Source organism: Pseudaquabacterium terrae, from assembly GCF_013266755.1.
Classification (GTDB): Bacteria; Pseudomonadota; Gammaproteobacteria; order Burkholderiales; family Burkholderiaceae_C; genus Pseudaquabacterium; species Pseudaquabacterium terrae.
The window spans coordinates 325,930-352,556 of the sequence record NZ_JABRWJ010000005.1 but is presented as its reverse complement, the minus strand read 5'-3'; the positions used below and the strand labels follow the sequence as shown (position 1 = coordinate 352,556).

General features: G+C 69.3%; 25 protein-coding genes and 2 pseudogenes. 17 read left to right on the top strand and 10 right to left on the bottom strand.

The window, feature by feature from the left end; genetic code table 11:
* Window positions 1-24: 24 nt before the first annotated feature.
* The 6 genes and pseudogenes from HLB44_RS17640 to HLB44_RS17615 form a co-directional block, all read right to left on the bottom strand.
* Entirely contained in the window at window positions 25-1,053 is a 1,029-nt protein-coding gene (locus HLB44_RS17640; protein WP_173124891.1) for an amidohydrolase family protein, read from the bottom strand.
* 92 nt (window positions 1,054-1,145) lie between these two features.
* A complete protein-coding gene (locus tag HLB44_RS17635; protein ID WP_173124889.1) occupies window positions 1,146-2,153 on the bottom strand; it encodes an alcohol dehydrogenase catalytic domain-containing protein in 1,008 nt (335 codons plus the stop codon).
* A gap of 10 nt (window positions 2,154-2,163) precedes the next feature.
* Window positions 2,164-2,763, bottom strand: a complete 600-nt coding sequence (locus tag HLB44_RS17630; RefSeq protein ID WP_343051365.1) for a transporter substrate-binding domain-containing protein — start codon at window positions 2,761-2,763, stop codon at window positions 2,164-2,166.
* A 214-nt stretch (window positions 2,764-2,977) separates the two neighbouring features.
* Window positions 2,978-3,694 (bottom strand): annotated as a pseudogene (locus HLB44_RS17625) (amino acid ABC transporter ATP-binding protein); the annotation flags it as partial.
* Window positions 3,678-4,328: an ABC transporter permease subunit gene (locus HLB44_RS17620; RefSeq protein ID WP_173124885.1), complete on the bottom strand. Its 651-nt coding sequence runs from the start codon at window positions 4,326-4,328 to the stop codon at window positions 3,678-3,680. The pseudogene HLB44_RS17625 and the gene HLB44_RS17620, both read right to left, overlap by 17 nt.
* The gene (locus tag HLB44_RS17615; RefSeq protein ID WP_173124883.1) at window positions 4,325-5,008 is read right to left on the bottom strand and encodes an amino acid ABC transporter permease; all 684 of its coding nucleotides are present in this window, start codon (window positions 5,006-5,008) and stop codon (window positions 4,325-4,327) included. The genes HLB44_RS17620 and HLB44_RS17615 overlap by 4 nt, the downstream gene beginning before the upstream one ends.
* A 244-nt stretch (window positions 5,009-5,252) precedes the next feature.
* On the opposite strand from HLB44_RS17615, the gene HLB44_RS17610 reads away from it, so the two are divergent.
* Window positions 5,253-5,948, top strand: a complete 696-nt coding sequence (locus tag HLB44_RS17610) for a FadR/GntR family transcriptional regulator (protein ID WP_173124881.1) — start codon at window positions 5,253-5,255, stop codon at window positions 5,946-5,948.
* Between the two features lie 36 nt (window positions 5,949-5,984).
* On the opposite strand, the gene HLB44_RS17605 is transcribed toward HLB44_RS17610, so the two are convergent.
* Window positions 5,985-6,737, bottom strand: coding sequence for a TetR/AcrR family transcriptional regulator (locus HLB44_RS17605; protein ID WP_173124879.1), 753 nt, complete (start codon window positions 6,735-6,737; stop codon window positions 5,985-5,987).
* Between the two features lie 208 nt (window positions 6,738-6,945).
* On the opposite strand from HLB44_RS17605, the gene HLB44_RS17600 reads away from it, so the two are divergent.
* The 15 genes and pseudogenes from HLB44_RS17600 (at window position 6,946) to HLB44_RS17535 (ending at window position 22,639) form a co-directional block, all read left to right on the top strand.
* The gene (locus tag HLB44_RS17600) at window positions 6,946-7,836 is read left to right on the top strand and encodes a fumarylacetoacetate hydrolase family protein (protein ID WP_173124877.1); all 891 of its coding nucleotides are present in this window, start codon (window positions 6,946-6,948) and stop codon (window positions 7,834-7,836) included.
* Between the two features lie 6 nt (window positions 7,837-7,842).
* Window positions 7,843-8,640 (top strand): alpha/beta fold hydrolase, encoded by a 798-nt coding sequence (locus HLB44_RS17595; protein WP_173124875.1) that lies wholly within the window; start codon window positions 7,843-7,845, stop codon window positions 8,638-8,640.
* A gap of 11 nt (window positions 8,641-8,651) precedes the next feature.
* Window positions 8,652-9,941, top strand: a complete 1,290-nt coding sequence (locus tag HLB44_RS17590) for a metal-dependent hydrolase family protein (RefSeq protein ID WP_173124873.1) — start codon at window positions 8,652-8,654, stop codon at window positions 9,939-9,941.
* Window positions 9,942-9,954: 13 nt separating this feature from the next.
* Window positions 9,955-11,238, top strand: a complete 1,284-nt coding sequence (locus HLB44_RS17585; protein ID WP_173124871.1) for a metal-dependent hydrolase family protein — start codon at window positions 9,955-9,957, stop codon at window positions 11,236-11,238.
* Window positions 11,235-12,182, top strand: coding sequence for a branched-chain amino acid ABC transporter permease (locus HLB44_RS17580; RefSeq protein ID WP_173124869.1), 948 nt, complete (start codon window positions 11,235-11,237; stop codon window positions 12,180-12,182). The genes HLB44_RS17585 and HLB44_RS17580 overlap by 4 nt, the downstream gene beginning before the upstream one ends.
* A 1-nt stretch (window position 12,183) precedes the next feature.
* On the top strand, window positions 12,184-13,305 hold the full coding sequence (locus HLB44_RS17575; protein WP_217283706.1) for a branched-chain amino acid ABC transporter permease: 1,122 nt from the start codon (window positions 12,184-12,186) through the stop codon (window positions 13,303-13,305).
* 11 nt (window positions 13,306-13,316) lie between these two features.
* Window positions 13,317-14,570 (top strand): ABC transporter substrate-binding protein, encoded by a 1,254-nt coding sequence (locus tag HLB44_RS17570; RefSeq protein WP_217283705.1) that lies wholly within the window; start codon window positions 13,317-13,319, stop codon window positions 14,568-14,570.
* A gap of 24 nt (window positions 14,571-14,594) precedes the next feature.
* Entirely contained in the window at window positions 14,595-15,401 is an 807-nt protein-coding gene (locus HLB44_RS17565; RefSeq protein ID WP_173124867.1) for an ABC transporter ATP-binding protein, read from the top strand.
* Window positions 15,401-15,910: pseudogene (locus HLB44_RS37890) on the top strand (ABC transporter ATP-binding protein); the annotation flags it as partial. The gene HLB44_RS17565 and the pseudogene HLB44_RS37890, both read left to right, overlap by 1 nt.
* Before the next feature lie 525 nt (window positions 15,911-16,435).
* Complete coding sequence (locus HLB44_RS36760; protein WP_343051402.1) at window positions 16,436-17,701, top strand: Tm-1-like ATP-binding domain-containing protein; 1,266 nt, start codon at window positions 16,436-16,438, stop codon at window positions 17,699-17,701.
* A complete protein-coding gene (locus HLB44_RS17555; RefSeq protein WP_173124863.1) occupies window positions 17,685-18,515 on the top strand; it encodes a phosphoenolpyruvate hydrolase family protein in 831 nt (276 codons plus the stop codon). The genes HLB44_RS36760 and HLB44_RS17555 overlap by 17 nt, the downstream gene beginning before the upstream one ends.
* Window positions 18,516-18,525: 10 nt before the next feature.
* A complete protein-coding gene (locus HLB44_RS17550) occupies window positions 18,526-20,226 on the top strand; it encodes a flotillin family protein (protein WP_173124861.1) in 1,701 nt (566 codons plus the stop codon).
* Window positions 20,227-20,232: 6 nt separating this feature from the next.
* A complete protein-coding gene (locus HLB44_RS17545; RefSeq protein WP_173124859.1) occupies window positions 20,233-20,703 on the top strand; it encodes an SRPBCC family protein in 471 nt (156 codons plus the stop codon).
* Window positions 20,704-20,721: 18 nt separating this feature from the next.
* Complete coding sequence (locus HLB44_RS17540) at window positions 20,722-22,212, top strand: SRPBCC family protein (RefSeq protein WP_173124857.1); 1,491 nt, start codon at window positions 20,722-20,724, stop codon at window positions 22,210-22,212.
* Between the two features lie 31 nt (window positions 22,213-22,243).
* A complete protein-coding gene (locus tag HLB44_RS17535; protein WP_173124855.1) occupies window positions 22,244-22,639 on the top strand; it encodes a VOC family protein in 396 nt (131 codons plus the stop codon).
* On the opposite strand, the gene HLB44_RS17530 is transcribed toward HLB44_RS17535, so the two are convergent.
* Window positions 22,632-24,455, bottom strand: coding sequence for a putative bifunctional diguanylate cyclase/phosphodiesterase (locus HLB44_RS17530; RefSeq protein WP_173124853.1), 1,824 nt, complete (start codon window positions 24,453-24,455; stop codon window positions 22,632-22,634). The two genes, HLB44_RS17535 and HLB44_RS17530, sit on opposite strands and share 8 nt — an antisense overlap.
* Complete coding sequence (locus tag HLB44_RS17525) at window positions 24,412-25,317, bottom strand: carbon-nitrogen hydrolase family protein (protein WP_173124851.1); 906 nt, start codon at window positions 25,315-25,317, stop codon at window positions 24,412-24,414. Before HLB44_RS17525 ends, HLB44_RS17530 begins: the two co-directional genes overlap by 44 nt.
* 93 nt (window positions 25,318-25,410) lie before the next feature.
* Between HLB44_RS17525 and HLB44_RS17520 the strand changes: the two genes are divergently transcribed.
* Window positions 25,411-26,031: a TOPRIM nucleotidyl transferase/hydrolase domain-containing protein gene (locus tag HLB44_RS17520; RefSeq protein WP_217283704.1), complete on the top strand. Its 621-nt coding sequence runs from the start codon at window positions 25,411-25,413 to the stop codon at window positions 26,029-26,031.
* Here HLB44_RS17520 and HLB44_RS17515 read toward each other — a convergent pair.
* The gene (locus HLB44_RS17515; protein ID WP_173124849.1) at window positions 26,016-26,555 is read right to left on the bottom strand and encodes a GNAT family N-acetyltransferase; all 540 of its coding nucleotides are present in this window, start codon (window positions 26,553-26,555) and stop codon (window positions 26,016-26,018) included. The genes HLB44_RS17520 and HLB44_RS17515 overlap by 16 nt on opposite strands.
* Between the last annotated feature and the right edge of the window lie 72 nt (window positions 26,556-26,627).

Genomic DNA, 26,627 nt, shown 5'->3' with positions numbered 1-26,627 from the left:
GGAGGGGCCGGGGCGTGCCCGGCGCTACGGCCGGTGCCTGCGATAGAAGGCGAGGGCGTTCTTGAACATCACCTTGTCGCGCACCTTGTGGCCGAACGGCGCGAGGTACTCCTCGGCGATGGCGATCTGCGCCTCGAAGGTTCCATGCAGCGTGATCACCGGCCAGTTGCTGCCCCAGACCAGCCGCTCCGGGCCGAATGCGGTCATCAGCACGTCGAAGTGCGCCTTGTAGGCGCCCAGGTCCGTGGGCGACGGGAAGACGACGTCGCCGGGCGCGTACATGTCGTAGTACGACGAGAACTTCATGTGCAGGTTCGGGCAGACGTCGGCGAGGCGGCGAATCTCCAGCTCCCAGGTGGGATCGATCGGCGGGGGACCCTTGGCGCCGCCGAGGTGGTCGATGATGATCCGCAGGTCGGGCACCGCGGTGCACAGCGCGATGACCTGGTCCTTCGGGTTCTTCGTTCCCCGGCTGATGATGTCCAGCGTCATGCCGCGCCGTGCCAGGTCGCGCAGGCTGGCCAGTTGCGCCGGACTGAGCGTGATGCCTTCGGCCGGACCGGTGAGATAGCCGCGGATTCCCACGAACCGATGGTCACGTGCGAAGCGCGCGAGATCCTTGGCGAAGGTCGGCGCGCCGATCTCGAGGTTGCCGACGAAGAACGAGTAGAACCTGTCGTGCCTGACCAGGTCGAGGATCCACTGGTTGTCCTCGACGATGCCGCTGGCTTCGACGATCCCGGCCTTGACGATGCCATTGGCCCGCGCGATGGCGGTGTACTCGGGCGGCAGCACGTCGCGGAAGATCGGCCCTTCGGCAGGGGTCGGCCAGGGCACGCCGCCGGGCCGCGTCACCTGCCAGAAGTGGATGTGGGTGTCGACGATGGGCCGCTTGCCCGCCGCGGCGCCGCGTTCGGCCTGTTCGATCGCAGCGCTCAGCGCCCGGTCGTCGGCACCGTCGTCCGCGCGCGCCGCGGAGGTCCACGCCACGCCCAGCAACGCTGCTGCCGCTGCGGCCCAGCACGCCAGGCCGTTCCTCATTGTCCGCTTCATGTGCGCTCCTCTACAGGTGGATCGTCTGCTGCTCGAGGCATGAGGGCGAAGCGTGGCGGTGCCTCGAGCAACAAACCGCCGCGAGTCCGGTTTCAACATTCGACGATGGCCTTCACGACGCCGGCATCCGGATCCAGCAGGCCGGGGAAGCAAGCGGGCACGTCGGCCAGAGCCATGCGATGGGTGTCCAGTCCGGCCGGGATGAGGCCTTCGCGCATGGCCCGCAGCACGGTCTCGAAGTCCTCGCTCGTCGCGTTGCGGCTGCCGAGCAATGTCGTTTCGCGCTTGTGGAACTCCGGGTCGTTGAACCTGATGTCCGACTGCACCACCGAGATCAGCACATAGGTGCCGCCGTGCGCCACGAAGCCGAAGCCGCGCTCCATGGCCGCGGCATGGCCGGTGGCGTCGAACACGACGTCGAAGAACTCGTTCGACGACAGCGCCGCGAGCTGTTCGGTGTCTCCGGCGCCCAGCGTCACGCAGCTGGCGGTGCCGAGCCGCTGCGCACAGAACGCCAGGCGGTCGGTGCGCGAATCCAGCGCGGTCACCGTCGCGCCGCGCAGCCTGGAGAAGATGATCGCGCCCATGCCGATGGGGCCCGCGCCGACCACCAGCACGCGCTGGCCGGCGCTCACCTGCGCGCGCCGAACCGCATGCGCGCCGATGGCCAGGAATTCGACCATGGCCGCCTGGTCCAGGGTCACGCCCTCGGCCCGGTGCACGAAGGGCTCGGGCACGCACAGGTACTCGGTGAAGGCGCCGTCACGGTGCACGCCCAGCACCTGCAGATGCGTGCAGCAGTTGGTTCGTCCCGCACGGCATGCCACGCAGTGGCCGCACGACAGGTAGGGCATCACGTAGACCACGTCGCCCGCGGCCAGCCGGCTGCCGCGCGGCGCCTCGGCGACGGTGCCCGACAGCTCGTGCCCCATCACCCTCGGGTAGTCCAGGTAGGGCTGGCGCCCGGCGAAGATGTGGAGGTCGGTGCCGCAGACGCCCACGCGCCTGACACGCAGCAGCACCTCCCCCTCGGCCGGGATCGGTGTGGGCCGGTCCTCGGCCCTCAACGTGCCCGGCGTGACGCAGACGACGCTCAGCACGACGCTGTCTTCAGCCGTGGAACTTCTTGTGGATGGCCGTCAGCTGGCCATTGGCGGTATTGGCCTGGATCCAATCGTTGATCCACTTCTGCAGCCGGGGCTCGCCCTTGCGCATGCCGATGCCCAGCGGGAATCCCTTCATCACGAACTTGACCTCGATGTCGCGCTGCGGCGCGTTCTCGCGCATCGTCTTGACCAGCGCCGGCGAGGTGGCGACGATGTCCACCTGGCCGCTCGTCACGGCCGTTATCAGCGTGGCGTCGTCGTCGAAGCGCACGATCTGCGCATCCTTGGCAGCTTCGGTCGCGAGCTTGTCGTTCGTGGTGCCGCGCGTGCTGGCCACCCGCTTGCCCGCCAGATCCTCGAAGCCCTTGATGCCCACCGGCTTCGGGCCCGCGATCACGGAGAGGATGTGCGCATACGGCACCGAGAAGTCGATGACCTTCTCGCGCTCGGGCGTCACCGACAAGGACGAGACCACGATGTCCGCCTTGCCGGTCTGCAGGAACGGGATCCGGTTCGCCCCGGTGGTCTGCACGATCTCGAGCTCGACGCCGAGGTCCCTGGCGAGCAGGCGCGCGGTCTCGACGTCAGAGCCGGTGGGTTTCATCTGTCCGTCGGTCATGCCGTACGGGGGCACGCCCAGGTCGATGGCGATGCGGATCTTCTTCGCGGCCTTGACGTCGTCGAGCAGGTCGGCGTGAGCGCTGGTCGTCGCGACGATGGTGGCAAGCGCCAGCGCGGCCTTCAATAGTGTGGAACGGCGGTTCATCGGCAGTCTCCTTGGGGTGGTGGAGCAGGGGCGCGGCCTCGGAGACCGTCTTGCCCAGGAACTGGCGCAGTTCGTCGGTCAGCGGTGCATCGAGCATGGCGGCGGGACCTTCTTCCCACACCTTGCCGCGGTGCATGAAGATCACGTGGTCGGCGACCTGGCGCGCGAAGGCCATCTCGTGCGTGACGAGGATCATCGACATGCCGTCGCGGGCCAGGCCCTCGATGACCTTGAGCACCTCGCCGGTGAGCTCGGGATCGAGCGCCGAGGTGATCTCGTCGAACAGCATCAGCTTCGGCGTCATCGCCAGTGACCGTGCGATCGCCACGCGCTGCTGCTGGCCGCCGGAGAGTTGCGACGGGTACGACCGCGCCTTGTCGGCCAGGCCCACCTGCGACAGCACGTGCGCGGCGAGCTCGCGCTGCTCGGTGCGCGGCAGCCTGAGCACGAGACGCGGCGCGAGCATGACGTTCTCTTCGGCCGTCAGGTGCGGGAACAGGTTGTAGCTCTGGAACACGATGCCGACGTCGCGGTGCAGGCGGTTCACGTCCAGCGCGGGCGACCTCAGGTCGTGCCCGCAGACCCGCATGCGGCCTGAGTCGATGGTCTCGAGGCGGTTGATGCAGCGCAGCGCGGTGCTCTTGCCCGAGCCGCTGCGGCCGATGATCGCCACCACCGATCCGGCGCGCACCTGGAACGACACGCCCTCGAGCACGCTGGCCATGCCGAAGCGCTTGCACACCGCCTCGACCTCAACGATGGGCGACATCGAAGCTCCGTTCGAGGCGCCGGCTCCAGGCCGACAGCGGATAGCACAGCACGAAGTACAGCGCCGCGATCAGCACGAAAACGATGAACGGGCGGAAGGTCGCGTTGTTGATCATCTGACCGGCGCGCACCATCTCGACGAAGCCGATCGCCGATGCCAGCGAAGTGTTCTTGACGATCTGCACCATGAAACCGACCGTCGGCGGCGTGGCGATCTTCACGGCCTGGGGCAGGATCACGTGGACCAGGCGCTGGTGCCAGCTGAGCGCCAGACAGGCGGCCGCCTCCTCCTGCGTGCGGGGAACCGCTTCGAGGCTGCCGCGCCAGATCTCGCCGAGGTAGGCCGACACGTAGGTCGACAGGCCGATCGCCGCGGCCACGAGCGGCTCGACGGCCAGACCGAGGGCCGGCAGCCCGAAGTAGGTCAGGAACAGCAGGATCAGCAGCGGCGTGCCCTGGATCAGCTTGATGTAGAGCATCGCCAGCGTGCGCAGCGGCCGTGCGGCATACACCCGGGTCAGCGCCAGCACGAAGCCGAGCGCCCCGCCACCCGCGAAGGCCAGCAGTGACAGCACGATGGTCCAGCCGAAGCCGCGCAGCAGGAACAGCAACTGATCGCTGGTCAGGCCGGTCACAGCGGTGTCCCCAGGCGGCGGCGGCGCGGGAATGCCGCGCTTGCCGCCGCCCAGAACAACGCGCGGAGCAACAGCGACAACGCGAGGTACGCGGCGGCGACGATCAGGTAGGTCTCGATCGAGCGGAAGGTGTCCGACTGCACGCGATTGGCGACCGCCGTCAACTCCTCGGTCGAGATCTGCGAGGTGATCGACGAGGCGAGCATCAGCAGCACGTACTGGCTCGTGAGCGCCGGCCACACGCGCTCGATCGCCGGCGGCAGGATCACGTGACGCAGCAATTGCCAGCGCCCGAGCGCCAGGCACTCGCCGGCTTCGCGCTGGCTGCGCGGAACCGACTCGATCCCCGCACGGATGATTTCCGCGGTGTAGGCACCGACGTTGACGACCAGCGCCAGGATCGCCGCCGTGAACGCGCCGAGCCTGATGCCGAGCGAAGCCAGGCCGAAGTAGACGATGAAGATCTGCACCAGGAGCGGTGTGTTGCGGATCCCTTCCACGTAGGCACTTGCCACGGCTGAAGCGGCGCGCGAGCGACCGGTGCGCGCAATGGCGCAGGCCACCCCGAGGCCGAAGCCGAGCACGGTGGCGGCGACCGACAGGCCCAGCGTGGTCACTGCGCCCGCCAGCAGTTCCTGCCAGTACGCCAGCGGTGCCGAGAACGCGAGCTCGTAGCGCATGCGGTCAGCTTCGCTCGGCAGGCCAGCGGCGATGGCGATCGAGACCTCTGCCAGCGCACATGGGCAGCTCCCCGGTGGTTGCGGAATTGGTCTGGCCAGATGGCCGAGACCCGACGCAGGGTAAGGCCACTTTACCGCCGTTGTAAAGAGGTCTTACCAGTTCCACCACTGGCCGCAGGGCTGGCGCGGTGACTGCGGCCAGCGCGCGCCGATAATGCGGCGTCGGTCACTTCGTCGCAGCGTCATGGCGTTCCAGTTCAAGGCGGTTGAGTCGCGTCGGCTCTATCAGCAGATCGCAGACCAGATTCGCGAACTGATCGATCAGGGCGGTTTCGAGACCGGCATGCGGCTGCCGCCGGAGCGCGATCTGGCCGTGCAGCTCGGCGTTTCGCGCCCCTCGCTGCGCGAGGCGCTGATCGCTCTGGACGTCGAAGGGCGCGTCGAGGTGCGCGGTGGGTCAGGCGTCTATGTCTCGGCCGCCAAGCCGGGCGCCGCGCCAGCCAGGACCGCCGCGATGGGCGAGAGCCCGAGTCAGCTCATGGAGGCGCGCTCGGTCATCGAGGGCGAAGTGGTGGTCCTGGCCTGCGCCCGCATCAATAACATGCAATTGGCGCGGCTGCGCGACATCCTGAAGGGCATGACGTCGGAGATCGATCGCCGTCAGACGCGCGTCGACCTCGATCGCCAGTTCCACTTGACTCTGGCAGAAGTGACGGGCAACGCGGTCCTGATCAGACTCGTCGGAGAGTTGTTCGACGAGCGGCACAGCCCGATCTCGGCCAAGATCAGCTCGCGCTTCGAGAGCAAGCGCACCTGGAAAGTCGCCCTCCAGGAACACGAAGCCGTGCTGAGGGCCGTCGAGCTGCGCGACCCGATTGCCGCACAAGCGGCGATGCGGGCTCACCTGCACGCCTCTGCACTGCGTTGGGTCGGCGATTGACGCGTGGCCGGGCCCTGGCGCGAGGGCGTCGCCAGGTCATTTCATGCGCCGGGCCGGCGCGGCGGTTGCCGGCGCAGTCGATGAGGAACGCCGCGCATCGCCGTTGCCGCGCGCGGCGGTACGCGCACCGTTCGGCCGCGGCGAGCGCGCCGCCGGTGCGGCTTCGCGCAGCGCGGCATCGATCAGTGCGTCGGCCATCCACAGCGCGGTGCGCTCGACCTCGCGGTCGCCCAGGCCCCAGATGTCCTTCAGGATGATGTACGGCTCGATCCCGTAGACGACCGACAGCGCGCGGTGCAGCCGGTCGTGCAGGGCGGGCGACAGCTGCGCCGCCAGCGGCGCGATGGCGTGTTCCAGGATGCGCACCCGGTGGCCGCGGCGGTAAGGCTCCTCTTCCAGCAGACCGGCACGCTCCAGCGCCCACTGCTCCAGCGTCAGCTGCGCGGCCGCGCGCAGCTGCGCCTCGAATTCCTTGAAGCGCGGGAAGGTCTTGACGAACAGCTCGTGCACGCGCTCCCGGCCATCGGGCGCGTCGGACGCGAAACGCCGCACCGGCCCGAGCGAGGTGTCGATCACCGCCGTGACCAGCGCGCTTCGGCTGGGGAAGTAGCGGTACGCCGTGGCGCGAGACACCTTGGCCCGGACCGCCACTTCGGCGACCGAAGGAATGTGGCCCAGCTCCTGGATCAGGCGCATCCCGGTGTCGAGCAGCAGGTTCCAGGTGGCCGCCTTGACGCCCCGTGCCGGCGGCTGGGGCGGTTCGGTGACGCGCAGTTTGGGTCGGGCCATGCGGGTTATTCCGGGTGCTTTGCGGCGGGCCCTTCTCTTGATGGGCATCGGCGGCGGCCCGTATGATGCGCCGGTTCCGATTTGAGACGCAAGTCTCAATTGCGGCACGGCGTCTCACGGCCACCAGCAGTTTCCCGGCAGCCGCGCAAGGCGCACGCAACCCATCGCCGGACCGAAGGCCCGCGGCGGACGTCAGGAGACAAACTGCATGCGCTTGGCCCACTGGAATTGGGGCGGACGGCCGCACGTCGGCCTGCTGTCACGCGACGGCCGCGAAGTGACGCCCTTGGGCGCAGCGCAGCCCGCGCTCGGCGCGCTGCCGCTGATCCAGGCGCTGGCCCGCGGCGAGCCGCTGCCGCCGCCCTCCGGCGCGCGACTGCCCACCGCCGCCGTCACGCTGGGCGCGCCGCTGCCCCGGCCCCTGCGCAGCGTGTTCTGCGCCGGCCGCAATTACCGCGCGCATGCCGAGGAGCTGGCCACCACCGTCTTCCGCGACAGCCTGCCCGAGAAGGACACCTGGCCGATCGTGTTCACCAAGCTCGGCGAGTGCATCGCCGGCCCGTACGACACCGTGCGCCTGCCGGGCGCGCAGGTGACGCTGCAGATCGACTATGAGTCCGAGCTGGCGGTGGTCATCGGCCGCGGCGGTCGCGACATTCCGCGCTCGCGGGCGATCGACCACGTGTTCGGCTACACGGTGGTCAACGATGTCAGCGCGCGCGACGTGCAGGTGCGGCACCAGCAGTGGGACCTCGGCAAGAGCTTCGACACCTTCCTGCCGATGGGCCCGTGCATCGTCAGCGCCGACGAGCTCGACGGCCGCGACACGCGCGTGCGCGGCTGGCTGATGGCCCGCAACGCCGAGCCCGAACTGCGCCAGGACGGCCGCACGAAGGACATGATCTTCGACATCCCGACGCTGATCGAGACCTGCTCGCGCGGCATCACGCTGTACCCCGGCGACGTCATCGCGACCGGCACGCCCTCGGGCGTCGGCATGGGATTCCAGCCGCCGAAATGGCTGGTCGCGGGCGACCGCTTCCGCATCGAGATCGACGGCATCGGTGCGATCGAGAACCTGTTCGACCACGTCGGGTGACGCACGATGACGCTGCACTGGGTCGACAAGGTCGCGGTCGAGGATGAAGGCGAGGGCGACGCCGTGGTCTGCGTGCATGGCCTCGGTGGCAGCAGCAACTCGTTCACTGCGCTGATGCCTGCGCTGGCCGGCCAGCGCGTGCTGCGGCTCGACCTGCCCGGCAGCGCACGGTCGTCGGCCGTCAGCGGCGTGCTGAGCATCGCGCGTTTCGCGGAATGCGTGCGCACGGTGTGCGCGAGGCTGGGCATCACGCGGGCGCACCTGGTGGGTCACTCGATGGGCACGATCGTCTGCCAGCACCTGGCGGTCGAGACGCCGAAGCTGGTGCGTTGCCTCGCGCTGTTCGGACCGCTGATCAGCCCGGCCGAAGCGGCGCGCGCGGCGATCCGGACCCGGGCCGGCAAGGCGCGCAGCGAGGGGCCGTCCGGCATGCAGGACATCGCGCAGACCTTGATGAACGGCGCCACGTCGGCCGATTCGCGCCGCCGCCATCCGGCGGTCGCGGCCTTCGTGCGCGAGAGCCTGATGCGGCAGGACCCGGACGGCTACGCGCGCAGCTGCGAGGCCCTGGCCGACGCGCCCGCCGCCGCAGTCGAGGAGATTCGCGCGCCGGTGCTGCTGGTCACCGGCGACGAGGACACCGTCGCGCCGCCGCAGGCCGTGCGGGCGATGGCCGAACGCCTCGGCGGCAGCGCCGGTGTGCGCACGGTGGTGCTCAATCGCTGCGGTCACTGGACGCCGATCGAGCGCCCCGACGAGTGCGCTCGCGAGCTGCGCGACTTCCTGGCCTCGGTGCGTTCCTGAGGAGATCCGGCATGGCCAACGTGCTCTTCACCAACGTGCGGGTCTTCGACGGCGGCGGCGACAGGCCGTTCAATGGCGAGGTGCTGGTGCAGGGCAACCGCATCACGCACGTCGTGAAGAGCGGTGCCGGGCTGCGCAGCGCGCCGGTGGCCGGCGCGACCGTGGTCGATGGTGCTGGCGCCTTTCTGATGCCGGGCATGGTCGAGGCCCACACGCACTTCTCGTGGAACAACCAGCCCAGCCTCGACGCGATCCAGCGCATGCCGCCGGAGGAGCACATCCTGTGGTGTGCCGAGGTGGCGAAGATCTACCTCGACATGGGCTGGACCTCCTGTGTCGGCGCGGCCTGCGCCAAGCCGCGGCTGGACGTCGTGATCCGCAACGCGATCAACGACGGCACCATCGTCGGCCCGCGCTACCTGGCGGCGAGCCAGGAGATCACCGTGCCCGGGGGCTTGGGCGACACCACGCAGCCGCACCTGCCGCAGCCCGAGTTCGCGTTCGGCGCCGTGGTCAGCGGCTGCGAGGAGATGCGCAAGTGCGTGCGCATCTTCGCGAAGTACGGCGTCGACTCGCTGAAGATCAACCTGTCCGGTGAATCGATCACCGGCATGCCCAGCGAGATGAGCCAGTTCACCGAGGCCGAGATCGCCACCTGCGTCGAGGAGGCCAAGGCCTGGGGCAAACGCGTCGCGGCGCATGCGCGCTCGACGCGGTCGATCAAGCAGTGCGTGCGCCACGGCATCGAGGTGATCTACCACGCGAGCTTCGCCGACGAGGAAGCGCTGGACCTGCTGGAAGCGCACAAGATGGCGCACTTCATCGCGCCCGGGCTGGCCTGGCTGATCAACACCTGCCACCACGCGTCCGCGTGGGGCCTGACGCCCGAGGTGACCCGCAAGATGGGCTACCACCGCGAGCTGGAGGCGGCCGTCGAGACGATGAAGGCGCTGCGCCGGCGCGGCGTGCGCATCCTGCCTGGCGGCGACTACGGCTTCGCCTGGACGCCGCATGGCACCAATGCGAAGGACCTCGAATACTTCGTGAAATACGTGGGCATGAGCACGATGGAGGCCCTGCTGTCGGCCACCGCGTGGGGCGGCCCGATGATGGGCCGCGGCAAGGAACTGGGCTACCTGCGCGAGGGCTGCCTGGCCGACATCCTGCTGATCGACGGCGATCCGTTGGCCGACATCACGGTGCTGCAGGACAAGGCCCGCATCCTGGCCGTCATGAAGGACGGCGAGTTCCACCGCGCACCGCCCGTGCGCGCGGCGCGCACGACCCGCTGGGCGGCCTGAAGGGAGGCTCTCGATGGCCACGGTGCTGTTCACCAATGTCCGCATCCTCGACGGCAGTGGCGCCATGCCCTATGCCGGCAGCGTGCTGGTGCAGGACGAGCGCATCCGCTCGGTCGGGCGCTCGCTGGCCGCCGCGGCGCCGGCCGGCGCGACCGTGATCGACGGCGCCGGCGCGACGCTGATGCCCGGCATGTGCGAGGCGCACACGCACTTCTCGTGGAACGATGCCGCCACGCTCGACGCCATCCAGCGCATGCCGCTGGAGGAGCACGTGCTGTGGTGCGCCAAGGTGGCGCGGCGCTACCTGGAAGCCGGCTTCACCTCCTGCGTCGGCGCAGCCTGCGCGAAGCCGCGGCTCGACGTCGTGATCCGCAACGCGATCAATGCCGGGCAGATCCCCGGTCCGCGCTACCTCGCGGCCAGCCAGGAGATCACGGTGCCCGGCGGCCTGGGCGACGAGACGCTGCCGCACCTGCCGTTTCCCGAGTTCAGCTTCGGCGTCAACGTCAACTCGGCCGACGAGATGCGCAAGGTCGTGCGCCTGTTCCTCAAGTACGGCGTCGACTCGATCAAGCTGAACCTGTCGGGCGACAACTTCACGCCGCAGTCGCCCGCCGAGACGACCTGGATGAGCGACGCCGAGGTGGCCGCGGCGATGGACGAGGTGCGCGTTCGCGGCAAGCGCGGCACCGCGCATGCGCGCTCGGCGGCGTCGGTGAAGCAGGCGCTGCGCCATGGCATCGACGTGATCTACCACGCCAGCTACACCGACGAGGAGACGCTGGACATGCTGGAGGCGGCGAAGGACCGCGTCTTCGTCGCGCCCGGCATCGCCATCCTGTACGCGATGCTGCACGAGGCCGAGCCCTGGGGCATCACGAACGCCAAGGCGGTGGCGATGGGCTACCAGCGCGAATGGGACGCGGCCATCGAGTCGCTCAAAGCCATGCATCGGCGCGGCGTGCGCGTGCTGCCCGGCGGCGACTACGGTTTCGCGTTCACGCCGCACTGCCAGAACGCGCGCGACCTCGAGTTCTTCGTCAAGTACCTCGGCTTCACGCCGGCCGAGGCCATCCGCAGCGCCACCCTCTACGGCGGCCAGATCATGATGCGCGCGCACGAGCTCGGGCAGGTGAAGGAAGGTCACCTGGCCGACCTGCTGCTGGTGGATGGCGACCCGCTGGCCAACATCGCGATCCTGCGCGACCCGAAGCGCATCCTGGCGGTGATGAAGGACGGCGTCTTCGCCAAGTCGCCGGAGATCGCTGACGAACGGCGCTGGAGTCGTGCGGCATGACGTCTCGCGCTGCGATCCTCACGTGGCTGCTGGTCGGCGGACCGCTGCTGGCCTTCTCGGCCTGGGCGCTGTTCGACAATCCGCGCCTCTACCTGATCACGATGCTGAACGGCCTGACACTGGCCTCGCTGTACTTCATCGTGGCCAGCGGCTTCACGCTCGTCTTCGGGCTGATGCGCAACGTCAACCTGGCGCACGGCTCGCTGTACCTGCTGGGCGGCTACGTCGCATTCATCGTCGCCGAGAAGACCGGCTGGTGGATCCTGGCGCTGGCGGCGGGCTTCGCGGCGGCGGCCATCGCCGGCCTGCTGATCCAGTGGCTGATCCTGCGCCACATGCAGGGCGAGGACCTGCGGCAGACGATGGTGACGATCGGCCTGTCCATCGTCATCGCCGACGTGCTGATGTGGATCTTCACCGGCCAGGTACACCAGATGGAAGCGCCGGCCTGGCTGCAGGGACCGATCCGCGACATCCCGCTGATCAAGGCCTATTCGGCCTACCGACTCAGCCTGCTCGGCTTCGGCCTGGCCATCGGCGTCGGGCTGTGGTGGCTTCTGAACCGCACCCGCGTGGGCATGATGATTCGCGCCGGCGTCGACGACCGCGGCATGCTGGCGGCGGCCGGCGTCAACGTGAACCTGGTGTTCGCGATCACCTTCATGCTGGGCGCGGGGCTCGCGGGCTTTGGCGGCGTGATCGGCGCGGTGGAGCTGTCGATGGTGCCGGGCGAGGACACGCGCCTGCTGCTGGCGTCGCTGATCGTGGTGATCGTCGGCGGCATGGGCAGCGTCATCGGTGCGGCCATCGGCGCGGCGATCCTGGGGCTGGCGGAGACCTACGGCCTGGCCTACGCGCCGACCTACAGCGTGGTCTTCACCTTCATCATCCTGATCCTGGTGCTGGCGTTCCGGCCGCGCGGCATCATGGGGAAAGCAGCTTGACATGGCCGCGGCCGACTGGCGCAAGGCGATGAACAGCGGCGCGGCCGCGTCGGCGGCGCGGTCGCGGCCTGGCATGCCGCGTGTGCCGCTTGCTGCGGTCCAGTTGCCTCCGGTCGCACCCGCGAGCCGGCTCGAGTCGTGGCGCCGCGTGTTCAATCCCCGCCGCGTGCTGGTGCTGCTTGCGCTGCTCGTGTTCCCCTTCGTCGCGACGCCCTTCATCACCTTCCAGGTCGCTGGGCAGTCGCTGGTGCTCGGCCTCGTCGCGCTGTCGCTGACCTTCCTCGGCGGCTACGGCGGCATGGTGTCGCTGGCGCAGATGACGGTCGCCGGCATTGCGGGTTATTCGCTCGCGATCCTCGGCACCAGCAGCGGCGCCGACATCAGCCATCAGTGGCCGTGGTGGGCCGCGATTCCGGCCACGCTGCTGATCGCGACTGCCGCAGCAACGCTGATCGGCTGGCTGTCGGTGCGCACCGAGGGTATCTACACGATCATGATCACGCTGGCCATCGGCGTGGCGTTCTACTACCTGGTGCTGCAGAACTACACGCTCTTCAACGGCTTCCAGGGCCTGCGCGAGGTGTATCCGCCGAAGGTGCTGGGCATCGACTGGCGCAGCCCGCTGCCGTTCTACTTCCTGTCGCTGGCCTGTGCACTCGCGGGTTATGCGCTGGTGCGCTGGACCGTGCGCACGCCCTTCGGCATCGCGCTGCAGGGCATCCGCGACAACCCGCGGCGCATGGCCGCCTTAGGCTTCCACGTCGTCGCGCACCGCGTCGCCGCCTACGCGCTGGCGGGCCTGATCGCCGCGGTCGGCGGCGTGCTGCTGGTCTGGTACAACGGCCTGATCACGCCGGGGTCGGTGCACACCTCCTGGCTGATCAACATCCTCGTCATCGCCGTGCTCGGCGGCATGCGGCACCCGATTGGCGCCTTCCTCGGCGCCATCGTCTTCGTGCTGCTGCAGACCTTCGCGATCGACCTGATCGACCGCGAACGCTTCAACCTCGTCATCGGCGTCGTGTTCCTCGCCATCGTGCTGTTTTCCCCCGACGGCCTGCTCGGTCTGTGGGCGAAGCTGCGCTCGCGCTTCGCGTCCAACCCAGGCGCCCATTCCCCCTGAAGGAGACAACCGTGAACCTGACAAAGCGAATCTGGATTCGATCGATCCTCGGCGCCGCGGCCATGGCGGCGGTGGGCGGCGCGGCCTGGAGCCAGGGGCAGCCGGTGAAGATCGGCCTGCTGGCGACGCTGGAAGGGCCGTTCGCCGCCGGCGGCGCCGACGGCATGCGCGGCGCCGAACTGGCCGTGAAGCAGCGCGGCGGCGTGGTCGCCGGCCGCAAGATCGAGATCATCAAGGCCTCGTCGGACGCCAAGCCCGATGTCGCCGTGAATGCGACGCGCAAGCTGGTCGAGCAGGACAAGGTCGACATCATGGTCGGCCCGCTGTCGGGCGGCGAGGGCATCGCCGTCAAGGACTACTCGAAGACGCAGCCGCAGGTGACCTTCATCAACGGCGGATCGGGCGCGCAGGCCACCACGCTGGTCAACCCCAGCAGCAACTTCTTCCGCTTCAACACCGAGGGCGCGCAGTGGATGGTGGGCCTCGGCAAGGCCGCGATGGCCAAGGGCTACAAGCGCACGATGGTGATCGCCGAGGACTATGCGTTCCCCTACTCGCAGGTGCAGGGCTTCATGTCCGAGTACTGCAGGGCGGGCGGCAAGGTGCCTGCGAAGGCGTGGGTGCCGCTGGGCGGCAAGGACTACTCGTCGGTGATCGCCAAGATCCCGAACGACGTCGACGCGCTGCTGGTGGTGCTGGGCGGCGCCGATGCGGTGAACTTCCTGAACCAGTACGAGGCCTCGGGCGGCGACAAGCCGATCATGGGCGGCTCGATCACCGTCAGCCAGGACGTGCTGAACTACCGCGGCAAGCGCCGCGAGTCGCTCGTCGGCACGCTGTCGGCCGGGCCGCTGGCCGATGCCTACGACGGGGCCGACTGGAAGGCCTTCGTCGCCGACTACCAGAAGACCTATCCGGTGGCGCAGGGCGGCTTCCCGAGCCCGAGCCTGTTCGCCTATGTCTACTACGTCAACATGAAGGCGGCGCTGGACGGCCTGGCTGCCGTCAACGGCGACCTGTCCAACAACCAGGCCAAGCTGCGCGAGGCCTTGTCGAAGATGACGCTGAAGACCCCCAACGGCGACGTCCGGCTGGACGGCAACCGGCAGGCCATCGGCACCACCTTCGTGACCGAGGTCGTCAAGGACGCACAGGGCAACCTCTTCAACAAGGTGCACAGCAAGGTCGACGGCGTCGAGCAGATGCTGGGCATGAAGAAGGAGGACTTCCAGATCGGCTCGCGCGACGTCCCGGCCTGCCCCTGAGTTGCCCGACCGATGGCTTCGTTGATGCCTTCCACGGCCCTGCGGCGCGCCGCGGTGGCGGCGCCGTCGGCGCGCGCGCCGCTGTCGTCGAACGACGCGCTCGTGCTCGACGGCGTGACGCGGGCCTTCGGCGCGCTGCGCGCCGTCGACGAGGTGTCGCTGACCGTCGCGGCGGGGCAGAAGGCAGCCATCCTGGGCTCGAACGGGGCCGGGAAGACGACGCTGTTCAATGCGATCACCGGCGACTTCCCGCCCACCGCGGGGCGCATTCATTTCTTCGGCGAGGACATCACCGAGCTGCCGCCGCACGAGCGCATCCGCAAGGGGCTGCGCCGCACTTACCAGTCGTCGCTGCTGTTTCGCGGCCTGTCGGTGCGCGACAACCTGTTCCTGGCGGTGCGCGGCGTCGCCAGTGGGCGCTTCAGCCTGTGGCGGCCACGCCCGTCGCACGCGTCGCGCCGCATGACGCAGGACCTGCTCGAGCGCGCGCGGCTCACGCACCTGGCCGACGAGCTGGTCGCGAACCTGGCGCACGGCCAGCAGCGCCAGCTCGAGATCGGCATGGCGCTGGCCGGCGCGCCGCGCCTGATCCTGTTCGACGAGCCGGCCGCGGGCCTGTCGCCGGCCGAACGGCGCGAGCTGGTGCTGCTGCTGCGCTCGCTGCCGGCGCACATGAGCTTCGTGCTGATCGAGCACGACCTCGACATCGCGCTGCGGGTCGTCGAACACGTCACGGTGATGCACAACGGCCGCGTGTTGCGGGCCGGCACGCCGGCCGAGATCGAGTCCGATCCGCAGGTGCAGGCGATCTACATGGGGAGCCGCCACTGATGGCCGGGCGCACGCACGGCGCAGCCGTCGAACGCGGCGCGGCGGGCGCGCGTCGAGGGCCGGTGCTGGCCATCGAGGGCCTGGACGTGTTCTACGGCCGGGCCCACGCGTTGCAGGGTGTGAGCCTGGTGCTGGATCGCGGCGTCTTCGGCATCGTCGGCCGCAACGGCATGGGCAAGACGACGCTGTGCAACGCGATCACCGGCCTGGTGCCGGCGCGCGGCAGCGTGAAGCTGGCGGGCGAGGAGATCCTGGGCTTGGCCGCGCACCGCATCACGCGCCGGGGCATCGCCTATGTGCCCCAGGGTCGGCGCATCTGGCCCTCGCTGAGCGTCGACGAAACGCTGCGCCTGGTGGCGGCGAAGAAGCGCGACACCGAGCGCGTCTATACGCTGTTCCCGCGCCTGGCCGAACGCCGCGGCCATGGCGGCGCGCAGCTGTCCGGCGGTGAGCAGCAGATGCTGGCGATCGGCCGCGCGCTGCTGCTGAACCCGACGCTGCTGGTGATGGACGAGCCCACCGAAGGCCTGGCGCCGGTGATCGTGCAGCAGGTGGCCGATGCGCTGCGCACGCTGGCCGCGCAGGGCGAGATCGCGGTGCTGCTGATCGAGCAGAACATGGGCGTGGCGATGGACGTCGCCGACCGCATCGGGGTGATGGTGAATGGCCGCATCGCGCACGAGATGCCGGCACGCCAGCTCGCCGCCGACCGGCCGCTGCAGGAGCGGCTGCTCGGCGTGCGCTCGGCCGACGAGGAAGGCGAGGCGGGCGACGACGTGGCGGCCGACGCGGCAAGCGACGACGGTGCCGTGCGGGTCTTCACCGTCCGGCGCGCACATGGCGACGGCGCCACCGTGCAGGACGAGCTGGCGCCGCGCAGCGTGCGCGGCTTCAACCGCTGGAACACCGGCGGCGTGTCCGGACCGGTCACGGACCTGCCGCGCGAAATGAGCGTCCAGGCCGGCCCAGCGGATCAGGCGGCGATGCCCCGCCCCGCCGAAAGGGCCGACATCCCGGCCTCATCGTCGGCACAGGTGTTCGACTTCCCCGTCGCCGCCAGCAGCGCGCGCGCGGCCTATGTCGCCGGCACCTTCGACACCAAGGCGCGCGAGCTGTTCTACCTGCGCCAGTGCCTGGACAAGCTGGGCCTGCGCGTCGTCACGGTCGATCTGGCGACCTCGGGCAAGCCGTCGCCCGCCAGCGTGCACCCGCGCGAGGTGGCGCGCCACCATCCGGAGGGCGAGGCAGCCGTCTTCAGCAGCGACCGCGGCAGCGCGGTCACGGCGATGGCACTGGCCTTCGAGCGCTTCATCGCGACGCGGCGCGACCTGGGCGGCTTGATCTCCGCGGGCGGCTCCGGCGGCACCACGCTGGCCACCCAGGGCATGCGCGCGCTGCCGGTCGGCATACCCAAGGTGATGGTGTCGACGATGGCCAGCGGCGACACGCGCCCCTACGTCGGCCCGAGCGACATCTGCATGATGTATTCGGTCACCGACGTGCAGGGCATCAACCGCATCAGCGAGAAGGTGCTCGCCAATGCGGCCCATGCGCTCGCCGGGATGATCGCGCACCCGCCGCCGCAGTCGCAGGCGACGAAGCCGGCGATCGGGCTGACGATGTTCGGCGTTACCACGCCTTGCGTGCAGGCGGTGACGAAGGCGCTGGGCGACGAGGTCGATGCGCTGGTCTTCCATGCCACCGGCGTCGGCGGGCAGTCGATGGAGAAGCTGGCCGACTCCGGCCTGCTGGCCGGGGTGATCGATGTCTCGACCACCGAGATCGCCGATCAGATCGTCGGCGGCGTGCTGTCGGCCGGCCCCGGCCGGCTCGACGTCTTCGCGCGCCATGCGCTGCCCTACGTGGGGTCCTGCGGCGCGCTCGACATGGTGAACTTCGGCGGCTGGGACACCGTGCCCGAGCGCTTTCGCGGCCGGCGCCTGGTCCGCCACAACCCCAACGTCACCTTGATGCGCACGACGCCCGACGAGTGCCGCCGCATTGGCGACTTCCTGGCGGCCAAGCTCAATGCAATGCGCGGGCCGGTGCGCTTCCTGATCCCCGAGGGCGGCGTGTCGGCGATCGATGCGCCCGGGCAGCCGTTCCATGATCCCGAAGCCGACCGCGCGCTCTTCACGGCCATCGAGCAGCAGTTCCGCGGCGGCAGCGACCGCCAACTGCTGAAGCTGCCGCACCACATCAACGACGAGGCCTTCGCGCTGGCGCTGGTCGCCGCCTGGCGCGAGGTCGCGCCGCACACGGTTCGTCCGCTGGAGCGTCCCCATGCCACGCATCGCTAGAGACGTGCTGCTCGCGCGCCTGCGCGCCAAGGTGGCTGCGGGCCGGCCGATCGTCGGCGGTGGCGCCGGCACCGGCCTGTCGGCCAAGTGCGAGGAAGCGGGCGGCATCGACCTGATCGTGATCTACAACTCCGGCCGCTACCGCATGGCCGGCCGCGGTTCGCTGGCCGGGCTGCTGGCCTACGGCAACGCGAACGACATCGTGCTCGAGATGGCGCGCGAGGTGCTGCCGGTCGTGAAGCACACGCCGGTGCTGGCCGGCGTCAACGGCACCGACCCGTTCATGGTGCGCGACCGCTTCCTGCGCGAGCTGATCGAGCTTGGCTTCTCGGGCGTGCAGAACTTCCCGACGGTCGGCCTGATCGACGGCACCTTCCGCGCCAACCTCGAGGAGACCGGCATGGGCTACGGCCTCGAGGTGGAGCTGATCGAACGCGCCCACGCGCTGGACCTGCTGACCACGCCCTACGTGTTCAACGAGGCCGAGGCGCGCACGATGGCCGCGGCCGGTGCCGACATCGTGGTCTGCCACCTGGGCCTGACCACCGGGGGCGCCATCGGCGCCGGCACAGCGCTGACGCTCACCGACTGCGTCGAACCCATCCGCGCCTGGGCGGCGGCTGCGCGCGCGGTGAATCCGCAGGTGCTGGTGCTGTGCCACGGCGGCCCGATCGCGACGCCGGCCGATGCGCAGTTCATCCTGAACCAGTGCCCGACCATCGACGGCTTCTACGGCGCCAGCTCGATGGAACGCCTGCCCACCGAAACCGCGCTGACCGCGACCACGCGGCAGTTCATCGAGATGACCCGTTAGGAGATCCGCCATGACCGGCGCCCAATTCGGCAGCTTCCTCCTCGGCCTGCTCGTCGTCGCGATCGTCGTCGCCATCGCCGTCTGGCTGCTGCACTGGCTGTACCTGCGCAGCAGCAAGGAGCGCGCGTTCGTGCGCACGGGACTCGGCGGCCAGAAGGTGGTGCTCGACGGCGGAGCCTTCGTGCTGCCGATCGTGCACGACGTGATCCCGGTCAACATGAACACGCTGCGGCTGGAGGTCAGCCGCGGCCGCGACAAGGCGCTGATCACGAAGGACCGCATGCGCGTGGACGTCATCGCCGAGTTCTACGTGCGCGTCGCCGCGCAGCCCGAGGCGGTGGCCGCGGCGGCGCAGACGCTGGGCCTGCGCACGCTGGAGCCCGAGCAGCTGAAGGAGCTGGTCGAAGGCAAGTTCGTCGACGCGCTGCGCACCGCGGCGGCCGAGATGACGATGGAGCAGCTGCACGAGCAGCGCGGCAGCTATGTTCGCCGCGTGCGCGAGGCGGTGGCCGGCGACCTGACGATGAACGGGCTGGAGCTGGAGGCGGCGTCGCTGACGCAGCTGGACCAGACCGGCATGGAGTTCTTCAATCCCAGCAACGCCTTCGACGCCGAGGGCCTGACGCGCCTGACCGAGCAGATCGAGCGCCGCAAGAAGCAGCGCAACGATGTCGAGCAGGACACGCTGGTGGCCATCCGCAACAAGAACCTCGAAGCCGAGAAGCTCTCGCTCGAGATCGACCGCGACAGCGAGTACGCGCGCCTCGAGCAGCAGCGCGAGGTCGAGATCGCCCGCGCCCGCCAGCGCGCCGAGGTGGCCACCGAGCGCGCGCAGCGCGAGCAGGACGCCGAGCACGCGCAGATCACGGCCAAGCAGACGATCGACACCGCGCGCATCCGTTCGGAGCAGAGCACCGAGGCTGAACGCATCGCCAAGGAACGCACGATCCAGGCCGCCGAGATCGAGCGCCGGCAGGCGATGGAGCTGGCCGAGCAGCAGCGCGCGATCGCCGTCGCGCGCGAGAGCGAGGTGCAGTCGCTGGCGCAGGCGGCGGCCGACAAGGCGCGCGCCGAAGCCGTGTCCGCCGAGGAGAAGGTGTTCACCGCGCGTGACGTCGAGGCCGCGGAACGGCGCAAGGCCATCGATCTGATCGGCGCCGCGCAGTCGGCGGAGCGCGAGGCCTTGCGCCTGACATCGGCGGCACGCGCCGAGAAGGACGCCAGCGACGACCGCGGCGCGGCGATCCGCGCGCAGGCCGAAGCCGATGCCGATGCCGACAAGATCAAGGCGCTGGCGGTGCGCGTGCGGGCCGAGATCGAGGCCGAGGCGCTGCGCCTGATGAACGAGGCGCAGAACGTGCTGTCGCCGGAGGCGCGCGCGTCGGTGCTGCGGCTGAAGCTGGTCGAGAAGGCCGAGGCCATCATCCGCGAGGCCGTGCGGCCGATGGAGCGCATCGAGGGCATCAAGATCCTGCACGTGGACGGGCTGGGCGGCGGCGGGGTCACGAACGGTGCCGACGGCAGCCATGCGAGCTTCTCCGACAGCGTCGTCAACTCGGCATTGCGCTTCCGCGCGCAGGCGCCGATCGTCGACCAGCTGCTGCGCGAGATCGGCTTGGCAGGCGGCGACATCCACCAGTTGGTCAACGGTGCGACCGGCGGCGCTGCCGCGTTGCCACCGGCGCCGACGACCACACGCGCCAAGGAGTGACATTGCGTGATCCGCGTCTACGTTTCCAGCGTGATCGAGGCCAGCGGTGATTCGGTGTGGTCGCGCATCCGCGATTTCAATGCGTTGCCGCAGTGGCACCCGGGCATTGCCGACAGCCGCATCGAGAACGGTGAGCCGAGTGATCGCATCGGCTGCATCCGGCACTTCCACACTCGCGACGGCGGCCTGATCCGCGAGCGACTGCTTGCGCTGTCCGACTACGACTACAGCTGCACCTACGAGATCCTCGAGAGCCCGATGGGCGTGGCCGACTACACCGCCACGCTGAAGCTCACGCCGGTGACCGACGGCAACCGCTGCTTTGCCGAGTGGAGCGCCGAGTTCGACTGCGATCCGTCGCGCGAGAGCGCGCTGGCGGAGTTGATCGGCCAGGGCGTCTTCCAGGCCGGCTTCGATGCGCTGAAGAAGCAGTTCGCCGGCGGCGCCGCCGCCTGGCGCGTGGCCGGCCGGGCCTGAGAAGCAACGAACCCCGCGATGCTGCAGAAGGTCGTTCGCTCCACGGTCATCGACGCGCCGATCGAGCGCGTGTGGGCGGTGCTGCGTGACTTCAACAGCCACGACCAGTGGCACGGCGTGGTCGAGGCCAGCCGCATCGAGGGCGGCGAACGCAGCGACCAGGTGGGCTGCGTACGCAGCTTCACGCTGAAGGACGGCAACCGCATCCGCGAGCAGCTGCTGGCGCTGTCGGACCGCGAGCACCGCAGCACCTATTGCATCGTCGAGGCCACCGTGCCTTTGCAGCGTTACGTCGCGACGCTGACGCTCAAGCCGGTGACCGACGGCAACCGCACGTTCTGGCACTGGGAATCGACCTTCGCGACGCCGCCCGGCGAGGAACGGGCGCTGCGCGAGATGGTCGCGACCCAGGTGTACGAGGCGGGTTTCGAGAACCTGCGCCGGCACCTGCGACAGGGCGGCGACCTGCGTCCCGCCCCGTCGGCGTCGGGCCGGCATGCGGCCGGAACCCCGCTGCCGCGCGCGCTGCCGCTGCCGTCGCGGCAGATCATCGTGCGACGCTACGGCGAGGCCGGCGAGCTGCGAGCGGAGGCCGCCGAGTGCGCCGCGCCGCAGGCGGGCGAGGTACGCATCCGGCAGCGCGCAATCGGCGTCAATTTCTTCGATGTCTACCTGCGCCGGGGCTGGATTCCGCAGGCGCTGCCGCTGCCCGGCGTGCCGGGACTGGAGGCCGCCGGCACCGTGCTCGATGCGGGGGAGGGTGCGCTGGGCCTGCTGCCCGGCGATCGCGTGGCCTATGTCGCCGCGGCACCCGGTGCCTACACGGACCTGCGATGCGTGCCTGCCGTGTCGGTGCTGCGGCTGCCGCCCGGCATCGACGAGACGGTGGCCGCGTCGGTCCTGCTGAAGGGCCTGACCGCCGACGTCGTGCTGCGCGACCTGGCCCGTGTGCGCCCCGGCATGCGATTGCTGGTGCACGCGGCGGCCGGCGGCGTCGGCCTGCTGCTGTGCGCGTGGGCGCGGCAACTCGGGGCGCGCGTGATCGGCACCGTGTCGAGCGACGAGAAGGCGCGCGTGGCGCGCGAGCACGGCTGCGAAGAAGTCATCGTCACCCCCGAGCACCGCTTTGCCCAGGCGCTGCACGGCGCCTGGCCCGACGGCGCCGAAGTGATCGTCGACGGCCTCGGCGAAGCGGCGCGGGAAGAGAACCATGCCGCGCTGGCGCGCTGCGGCCACTGGATCAGCCTGGGCCAGGCCAGCGGACCGCTGGCGCCGATCTCGCCGGAGTGGCTGGTGCAGAAGTCGCTGACGTTCTCGCGCCCGGTGCTGTTTCACTACATCGCCAGCCGCGAGGCCCTCGTCGAGCGCGCCGAGCGCCTGTGGGCCGCCATCGACACCGGCGCGCTGAAAGTGCCGCCGATCGAGACTCATGCGCTCGAGGCGGCCGCCGAAGCGCACGCGCGGCTGGAGTCGCGCCGCACCGTCGGCGCGCTGGTGCTGCGCGCCTGAAGGCAATGCCAACACACAAAAGGAGCGTCCCATGATTGTCGGGATGAACCACTTCACCGTCATCGCCGAGGACGAGGCCAAGACGCTGGACTACTACGTCGGCGTGCTCGGCCTGAAGGTCGGTGCGCGGCCGGACCTGGGCTTTGCCGGCGCCTGGCTGTACGGCGAGGGCCCGCAGGCCGTGCTGCACCTCTACTTCGGTCGCCCGCTGCCGCCCACGCGCGCAGGCGTGATCGACCACATGGCCTTCACGGCCCGGGGCCTGCGGGCCATCCGGGCACGCTTCGACGAGCGCGCCATTCCGTACGACCTGAGACGACAGGCCGGCGCCGGCACATGGCAGCTGTTCAGCCACGATCCGAACGGCGCGAAGGTGGAACTGGACTTCGAGGCCAGCGAGGAGTTGGCAGATGCGCTGACTACTTGAAGATGTCGCTCAGCCGCTGCATCGGCCGGCCGATCAGGAAGCCCTGCACGTAGTCCACGCCGAGCGACTTCAAGGTGTTCAAGGTCTGGCGGTCCTCGACGCATTCGGCGACGGTTTTGATGTTCAGGCCCTGCGAGACCTCGTTGATGGCCCGCACGAACAGCGGATCGTCGGGACTGTCGGTGACATGGCGCACGAAGCTGCCGTCGATCTTCAGAAAGCTGATCGGCAGCTTGCGCAGGTTGAGCCACGACGAGAAGCCGGCGCCGAAGTCGTCGAGACTGAACTGGCAGCCCAATGCGCTGATGCGATGCAGCAGCTCGGCCATCTTCTCGATGCCCTCGATCGCCGCCGTCTCGGTGATCTCGATCGTCAGCAGCTCGCCCGGTACGTTGCTGTCGCGCAGCCGCTGCTGCAGGAACTCGCAAAAGCCGCCGGCCTGCAAGGTCTTGGTCGACACGTTGACCGAGACGCGCGGTTTGCGGCCCTGCACGAGCATCTGGCTCATGTGCATCAGCGCGATGTCGACGCCCCTGCGATCGAGCTGGTTGATCAGCCCGGTGTGCTCGGCGTGCGCGATGAACGCGCCGGGCAGCACGAGATGCCCGTCCTCGCCGATCATGCGCATCAGCGCTTCGCAGTGGGTGATCCTGCCGTCCTTGAGCTGCTGGATCGGTTGATAGAACAGCAGCAGCCGCTCCTCGCGCAGCGCGGTCTGCAGCCGGTCCTTCCACTTCACCTGCTCGGACAGCATCTGCAGGTCGGTGAAGGACGGGTCGTAGATCACCCAGTTCGTGCTCGAGCGGCTTTCGGACTTGGCGCGGTACATCGCCATGTCGGCATTGGCCATCAATTGGCCCACCGTCGAGCCATGCTCCGGGTAGAGCGCCACGCCGATGCTGCACGAGATGCTGTTCAGGCGGTCGTTGCGGCGAAAGCGCACGTTGCTCAGGCGCTCGCTGAACTGGGCGACCGCGGCATGCACGACATCGATGTCGACCTCGTCCATCACGACGGCGAACTCGTCGCCGCCCTGCCGCACCGGCAGGTCGGTCGCGCGGATCGATTCCTTGAGCACCTGCGAGACCTTCTGGATGATCTCGTCGCCGACCTTGTGGCCGCTCAGATCGTTGATCAGCTTGAAGTTGTCGATGTCGAAATACAGCAGTGCCACGCCGTGGTTGTAGCGCGACGCGCGCGTCAGGATCTTCTCGAAGTTCTCCTCGAAGCGGCGGCGGTTGTACAGGCCGGTCAGCGGGTCGCGGTCGGCCAGCCCGACAAGGCGGCGCTCCTCGGCCTTCTGCATCGTGATCTCGAACCCGACCGTCAGGCATGCGAACTCCTCGCCCAGCCCCCACGTGCCTGGATCGACCCGCGTGTGCCACCACTCGAAGACCCGCTCCTCGCCGCGCGGGTTGTGCAACTCGGCCTCGTGCCTGAGCGATGTCAGCGCGCCGCTCAGGAGCCGGTTCAGGCCCATCACGTTCTCGTAGCGGCGCGGATCGGGGCCCAGCAGTTCGCCGAACAGCCTGCCCTGCAGCGTATCGAACTCGGCGGCGAGGAATCTCGTCGCCGTGGCGTTTTCCCACATGATCTCGCCGTCCAAACCGAGCAGCAGCACGCAGTAGTCCGCATGGCCATAGAGCTGGCGCAGAAAGCTTCGCATCGCCGCCAGGCGCGCGCTGGCGCTGAGGGCGAGCCCTTCGACCGCTTCCTCGAACAGGACTCCCGCCGCGGTGCCGCGCCCGATCGCGCCCTCGCGGTCCTTCAGATCAATGGAGTCCGTCGGGCTCGTCGGCAGCGATGCGTTCAACATGGTTGAGACCTTCGCGGTACCACTCGTTCAGCACGGTTTTTTCGATCAGGGTTCGCTTGGCCGTGTGGCCATGCGCCGCGCCGAGTCTGATTTCCTCACTGATGATGCATTCCTCGAAGTAGCCGGCTTCCTGCAGCACCTCCCCTTCCGGGCTGACGATGACTGACTTGCCGTGCGACGAGCCATGGCGGCGCAGGTTGTCCGGATCCGCCGGCGTATTGGCCTTGACGACGTAGATGCCGTTCTCGAATGCGCGGGCGATCGCCATCGCGCGGTAGGCGTTCATCTTGCGCTCCGCCAGCAGGCCCGATTCGCAGGAGCTGATCAGGCAGATCTCGGCGCCCATCGCTGCCGGCAGGCGTGCGAGCTCCGGGTAGCGGACGTCACGGCAGATCAGGAAGCAGACGTTGGCGCCCGCTACCTCCATCAGCGGAATGCGGGCGGCGAAGTTCGTGCACCAGGAATCTCCGCCGAGGAAGGTCTTGCCGTAGCGCCCGATCAGCCGCCCGTCCTTTTCGAAGACGGCCAAACCGTTGATCCAGCCCCCGGAACCCTGAAATGCCGAACCGACGACAGCGGCGAGCTTCAGGCGCTTGCAGGCGGCGGCGATGTCGCGTTCGGCGGCCAGGAAGGCTTGCGGATCCGCCGTGGCCCAGAATTCCGCGCGGTTGCTGTAGCCCGAGAGCGTGGCCTCCGGGAACAGCAACAGGTCGACCCGTTGGGTCGCAGCGATCTCCATGAACGAGATGACGCGGTTCTTGCTGAACTCGATGTCCTCGGTGGTCATCAGCTGGCAGGCGGCGACCTTTAATCTCAGAAGGGATTTGCACATGGACGACTGCCCGGTGGGTTTGAGGTTCAAGGTCGGATTCGCCGCCGCCTGCCGATGATGGTTCAGCGAGTTGTCGTACTGTTTTATAAATCAATCAATTGCACCACTGGTGCAACTACCTAGGTGAACGGTCCGCTGCTGCCCCTGACGGTGCTCGCCGCGTGCGAGATGCTGGTCGCGGCGCACGCCGTGGCGGTGATCCTCGTCGAGGGCTGGAGCGACCAGGCCGCGCTGGAGGCGCTGGCGCGGCGCAGGGGCTGGGACCTGCGCGCCGAAGGCATCGTGGTGGTGCCGATCGGTGGCGTGACGAACTTGCGCAAGTTCGTGCGGGCGCTGGGTCCGCAGGGGCTCGGTCTGCGGCTGGCCGGGCTCTACGACGCGGCCGAATGGACGTACGTGCGGCGCGCGCTCGAGCAGGTGGGTTTCGGCGTGAGCCGCACAGAGGCCGGCACCGAAGCGCTCGGCTTCTTCGTCTGCAATGCCGATCTGGAAGACGAATTGATCCGCGCCCTCGGCCCGGCCGCGGTCGAGCGCGTGATCGAGGCCGAAGGCGAGCTCGCTTCTTTCCGCAGTTTCCAGGCCCAGCCCGTACAGCGCGGACGCGACCTCGCAGCGCAGCTGCGGCGATTCATGGGCACGCGTGCCGGCAGGAAGATCCGCTACGGTTCATTGCTGGTCGAGGCGCTCGAGCCGGACCGCGTGCCGAGCGCGCTCGATCGGGTGCTGGCTCAGGTCAGGGCCTGAAGCCCCGGCGGCGCGCCGTCGCCCACGCCGAGCATTCGCTGCATCAGCACCGTGTCGGTCCACTCTCCAAGCTTGAATCCGACCGCGCGCAGCGTGCCGACGGTCTCGAAGCCGACACTGCGGTGCAGCCCCAGCGAGCCGGCATTGCCGCTGTGGCCGACGGTGGCCAGCATCTGGCGCCAGGGCCCGCGCTCGCAGCGCTCGATCAGCGACTGCAGCAGCGCGCGGCCGATGCCGCGGCCGCCGAGCTCGTGCGCGACGTAGACCGAATCCTCGATCGTGTGGCGGTAGGCCGGGCGCGGCCGGTACAGCGTGGCGTAGCAGTAGCCGGCGATGCGGCCGTCGAGCTCGGCAACCAGGTAGGGCAGGCCGGCGGCCAGCACCGCGGCGCGGCGCACGCGCAGCTCGTCGACACTCGGCGGCTGTTCTTCGAAACTGGCGCGCCCGTGCAGCACATGGTGGGCATAGATGGCCTGGACGGCGGCCATGTCGTGGTCGGCGGCATCGCGCACGGTGGGCTTCATCGTTCTCCTCCGGCAACAAGGTCGATGCCCAGTGTCGGAGCGCGCCGGGTATAAAGGAAGCTCATGCACTTT

Coding starts and splice junctions, on each gene's coding strand:
- HLB44_RS17640 (WP_173124891.1), bottom strand. CDS start 1,053: ATGAAGCGGACAATGAGGAACGGCCTGGCGTGCTGGGCCGCAGCGGCA.
- HLB44_RS17630 (WP_343051365.1), bottom strand. CDS start 2,763: ATGAAACCCACCGGCTCTGACGTCGAGACCGCGCGCCTGCTCGCCAGG.
- HLB44_RS17615 (WP_173124883.1), bottom strand. CDS start 5,008: ATGCGCTACGAGCTCGCGTTCTCGGCACCGCTGGCGTACTGGCAGGAA.
- HLB44_RS17610 (WP_173124881.1), top strand. CDS start 5,253: ATGGCGTTCCAGTTCAAGGCGGTTGAGTCGCGTCGGCTCTATCAGCAG.
- HLB44_RS17605 (WP_173124879.1), bottom strand. CDS start 6,737: ATGGCCCGACCCAAACTGCGCGTCACCGAACCGCCCCAGCCGCCGGCA.
- HLB44_RS17600 (WP_173124877.1), top strand. CDS start 6,946: ATGCGCTTGGCCCACTGGAATTGGGGCGGACGGCCGCACGTCGGCCTG.
- HLB44_RS17595 (WP_173124875.1), top strand. CDS start 7,843: ATGACGCTGCACTGGGTCGACAAGGTCGCGGTCGAGGATGAAGGCGAG.
- HLB44_RS17590 (WP_173124873.1), top strand. CDS start 8,652: ATGGCCAACGTGCTCTTCACCAACGTGCGGGTCTTCGACGGCGGCGGC.
- HLB44_RS17585 (WP_173124871.1), top strand. CDS start 9,955: ATGGCCACGGTGCTGTTCACCAATGTCCGCATCCTCGACGGCAGTGGC.
- HLB44_RS17580 (WP_173124869.1), top strand. CDS start 11,235: ATGACGTCTCGCGCTGCGATCCTCACGTGGCTGCTGGTCGGCGGACCG.
- HLB44_RS17575 (WP_217283706.1), top strand. CDS start 12,184: ATGGCCGCGGCCGACTGGCGCAAGGCGATGAACAGCGGCGCGGCCGCG.
- HLB44_RS17565 (WP_173124867.1), top strand. CDS start 14,595: ATGCCTTCCACGGCCCTGCGGCGCGCCGCGGTGGCGGCGCCGTCGGCG.
- HLB44_RS17555 (WP_173124863.1), top strand. CDS start 17,685: ATGCCACGCATCGCTAGAGACGTGCTGCTCGCGCGCCTGCGCGCCAAG.
- HLB44_RS17550 (WP_173124861.1), top strand. CDS start 18,526: ATGACCGGCGCCCAATTCGGCAGCTTCCTCCTCGGCCTGCTCGTCGTC.
- HLB44_RS17540 (WP_173124857.1), top strand. CDS start 20,722: ATGCTGCAGAAGGTCGTTCGCTCCACGGTCATCGACGCGCCGATCGAG.
- HLB44_RS17535 (WP_173124855.1), top strand. CDS start 22,244: ATGATTGTCGGGATGAACCACTTCACCGTCATCGCCGAGGACGAGGCC.
- HLB44_RS17530 (WP_173124853.1), bottom strand. CDS start 24,455: ATGTTGAACGCATCGCTGCCGACGAGCCCGACGGACTCCATTGATCTG.
- HLB44_RS17515 (WP_173124849.1), bottom strand. CDS start 26,555: ATGAAGCCCACCGTGCGCGATGCCGCCGACCACGACATGGCCGCCGTC.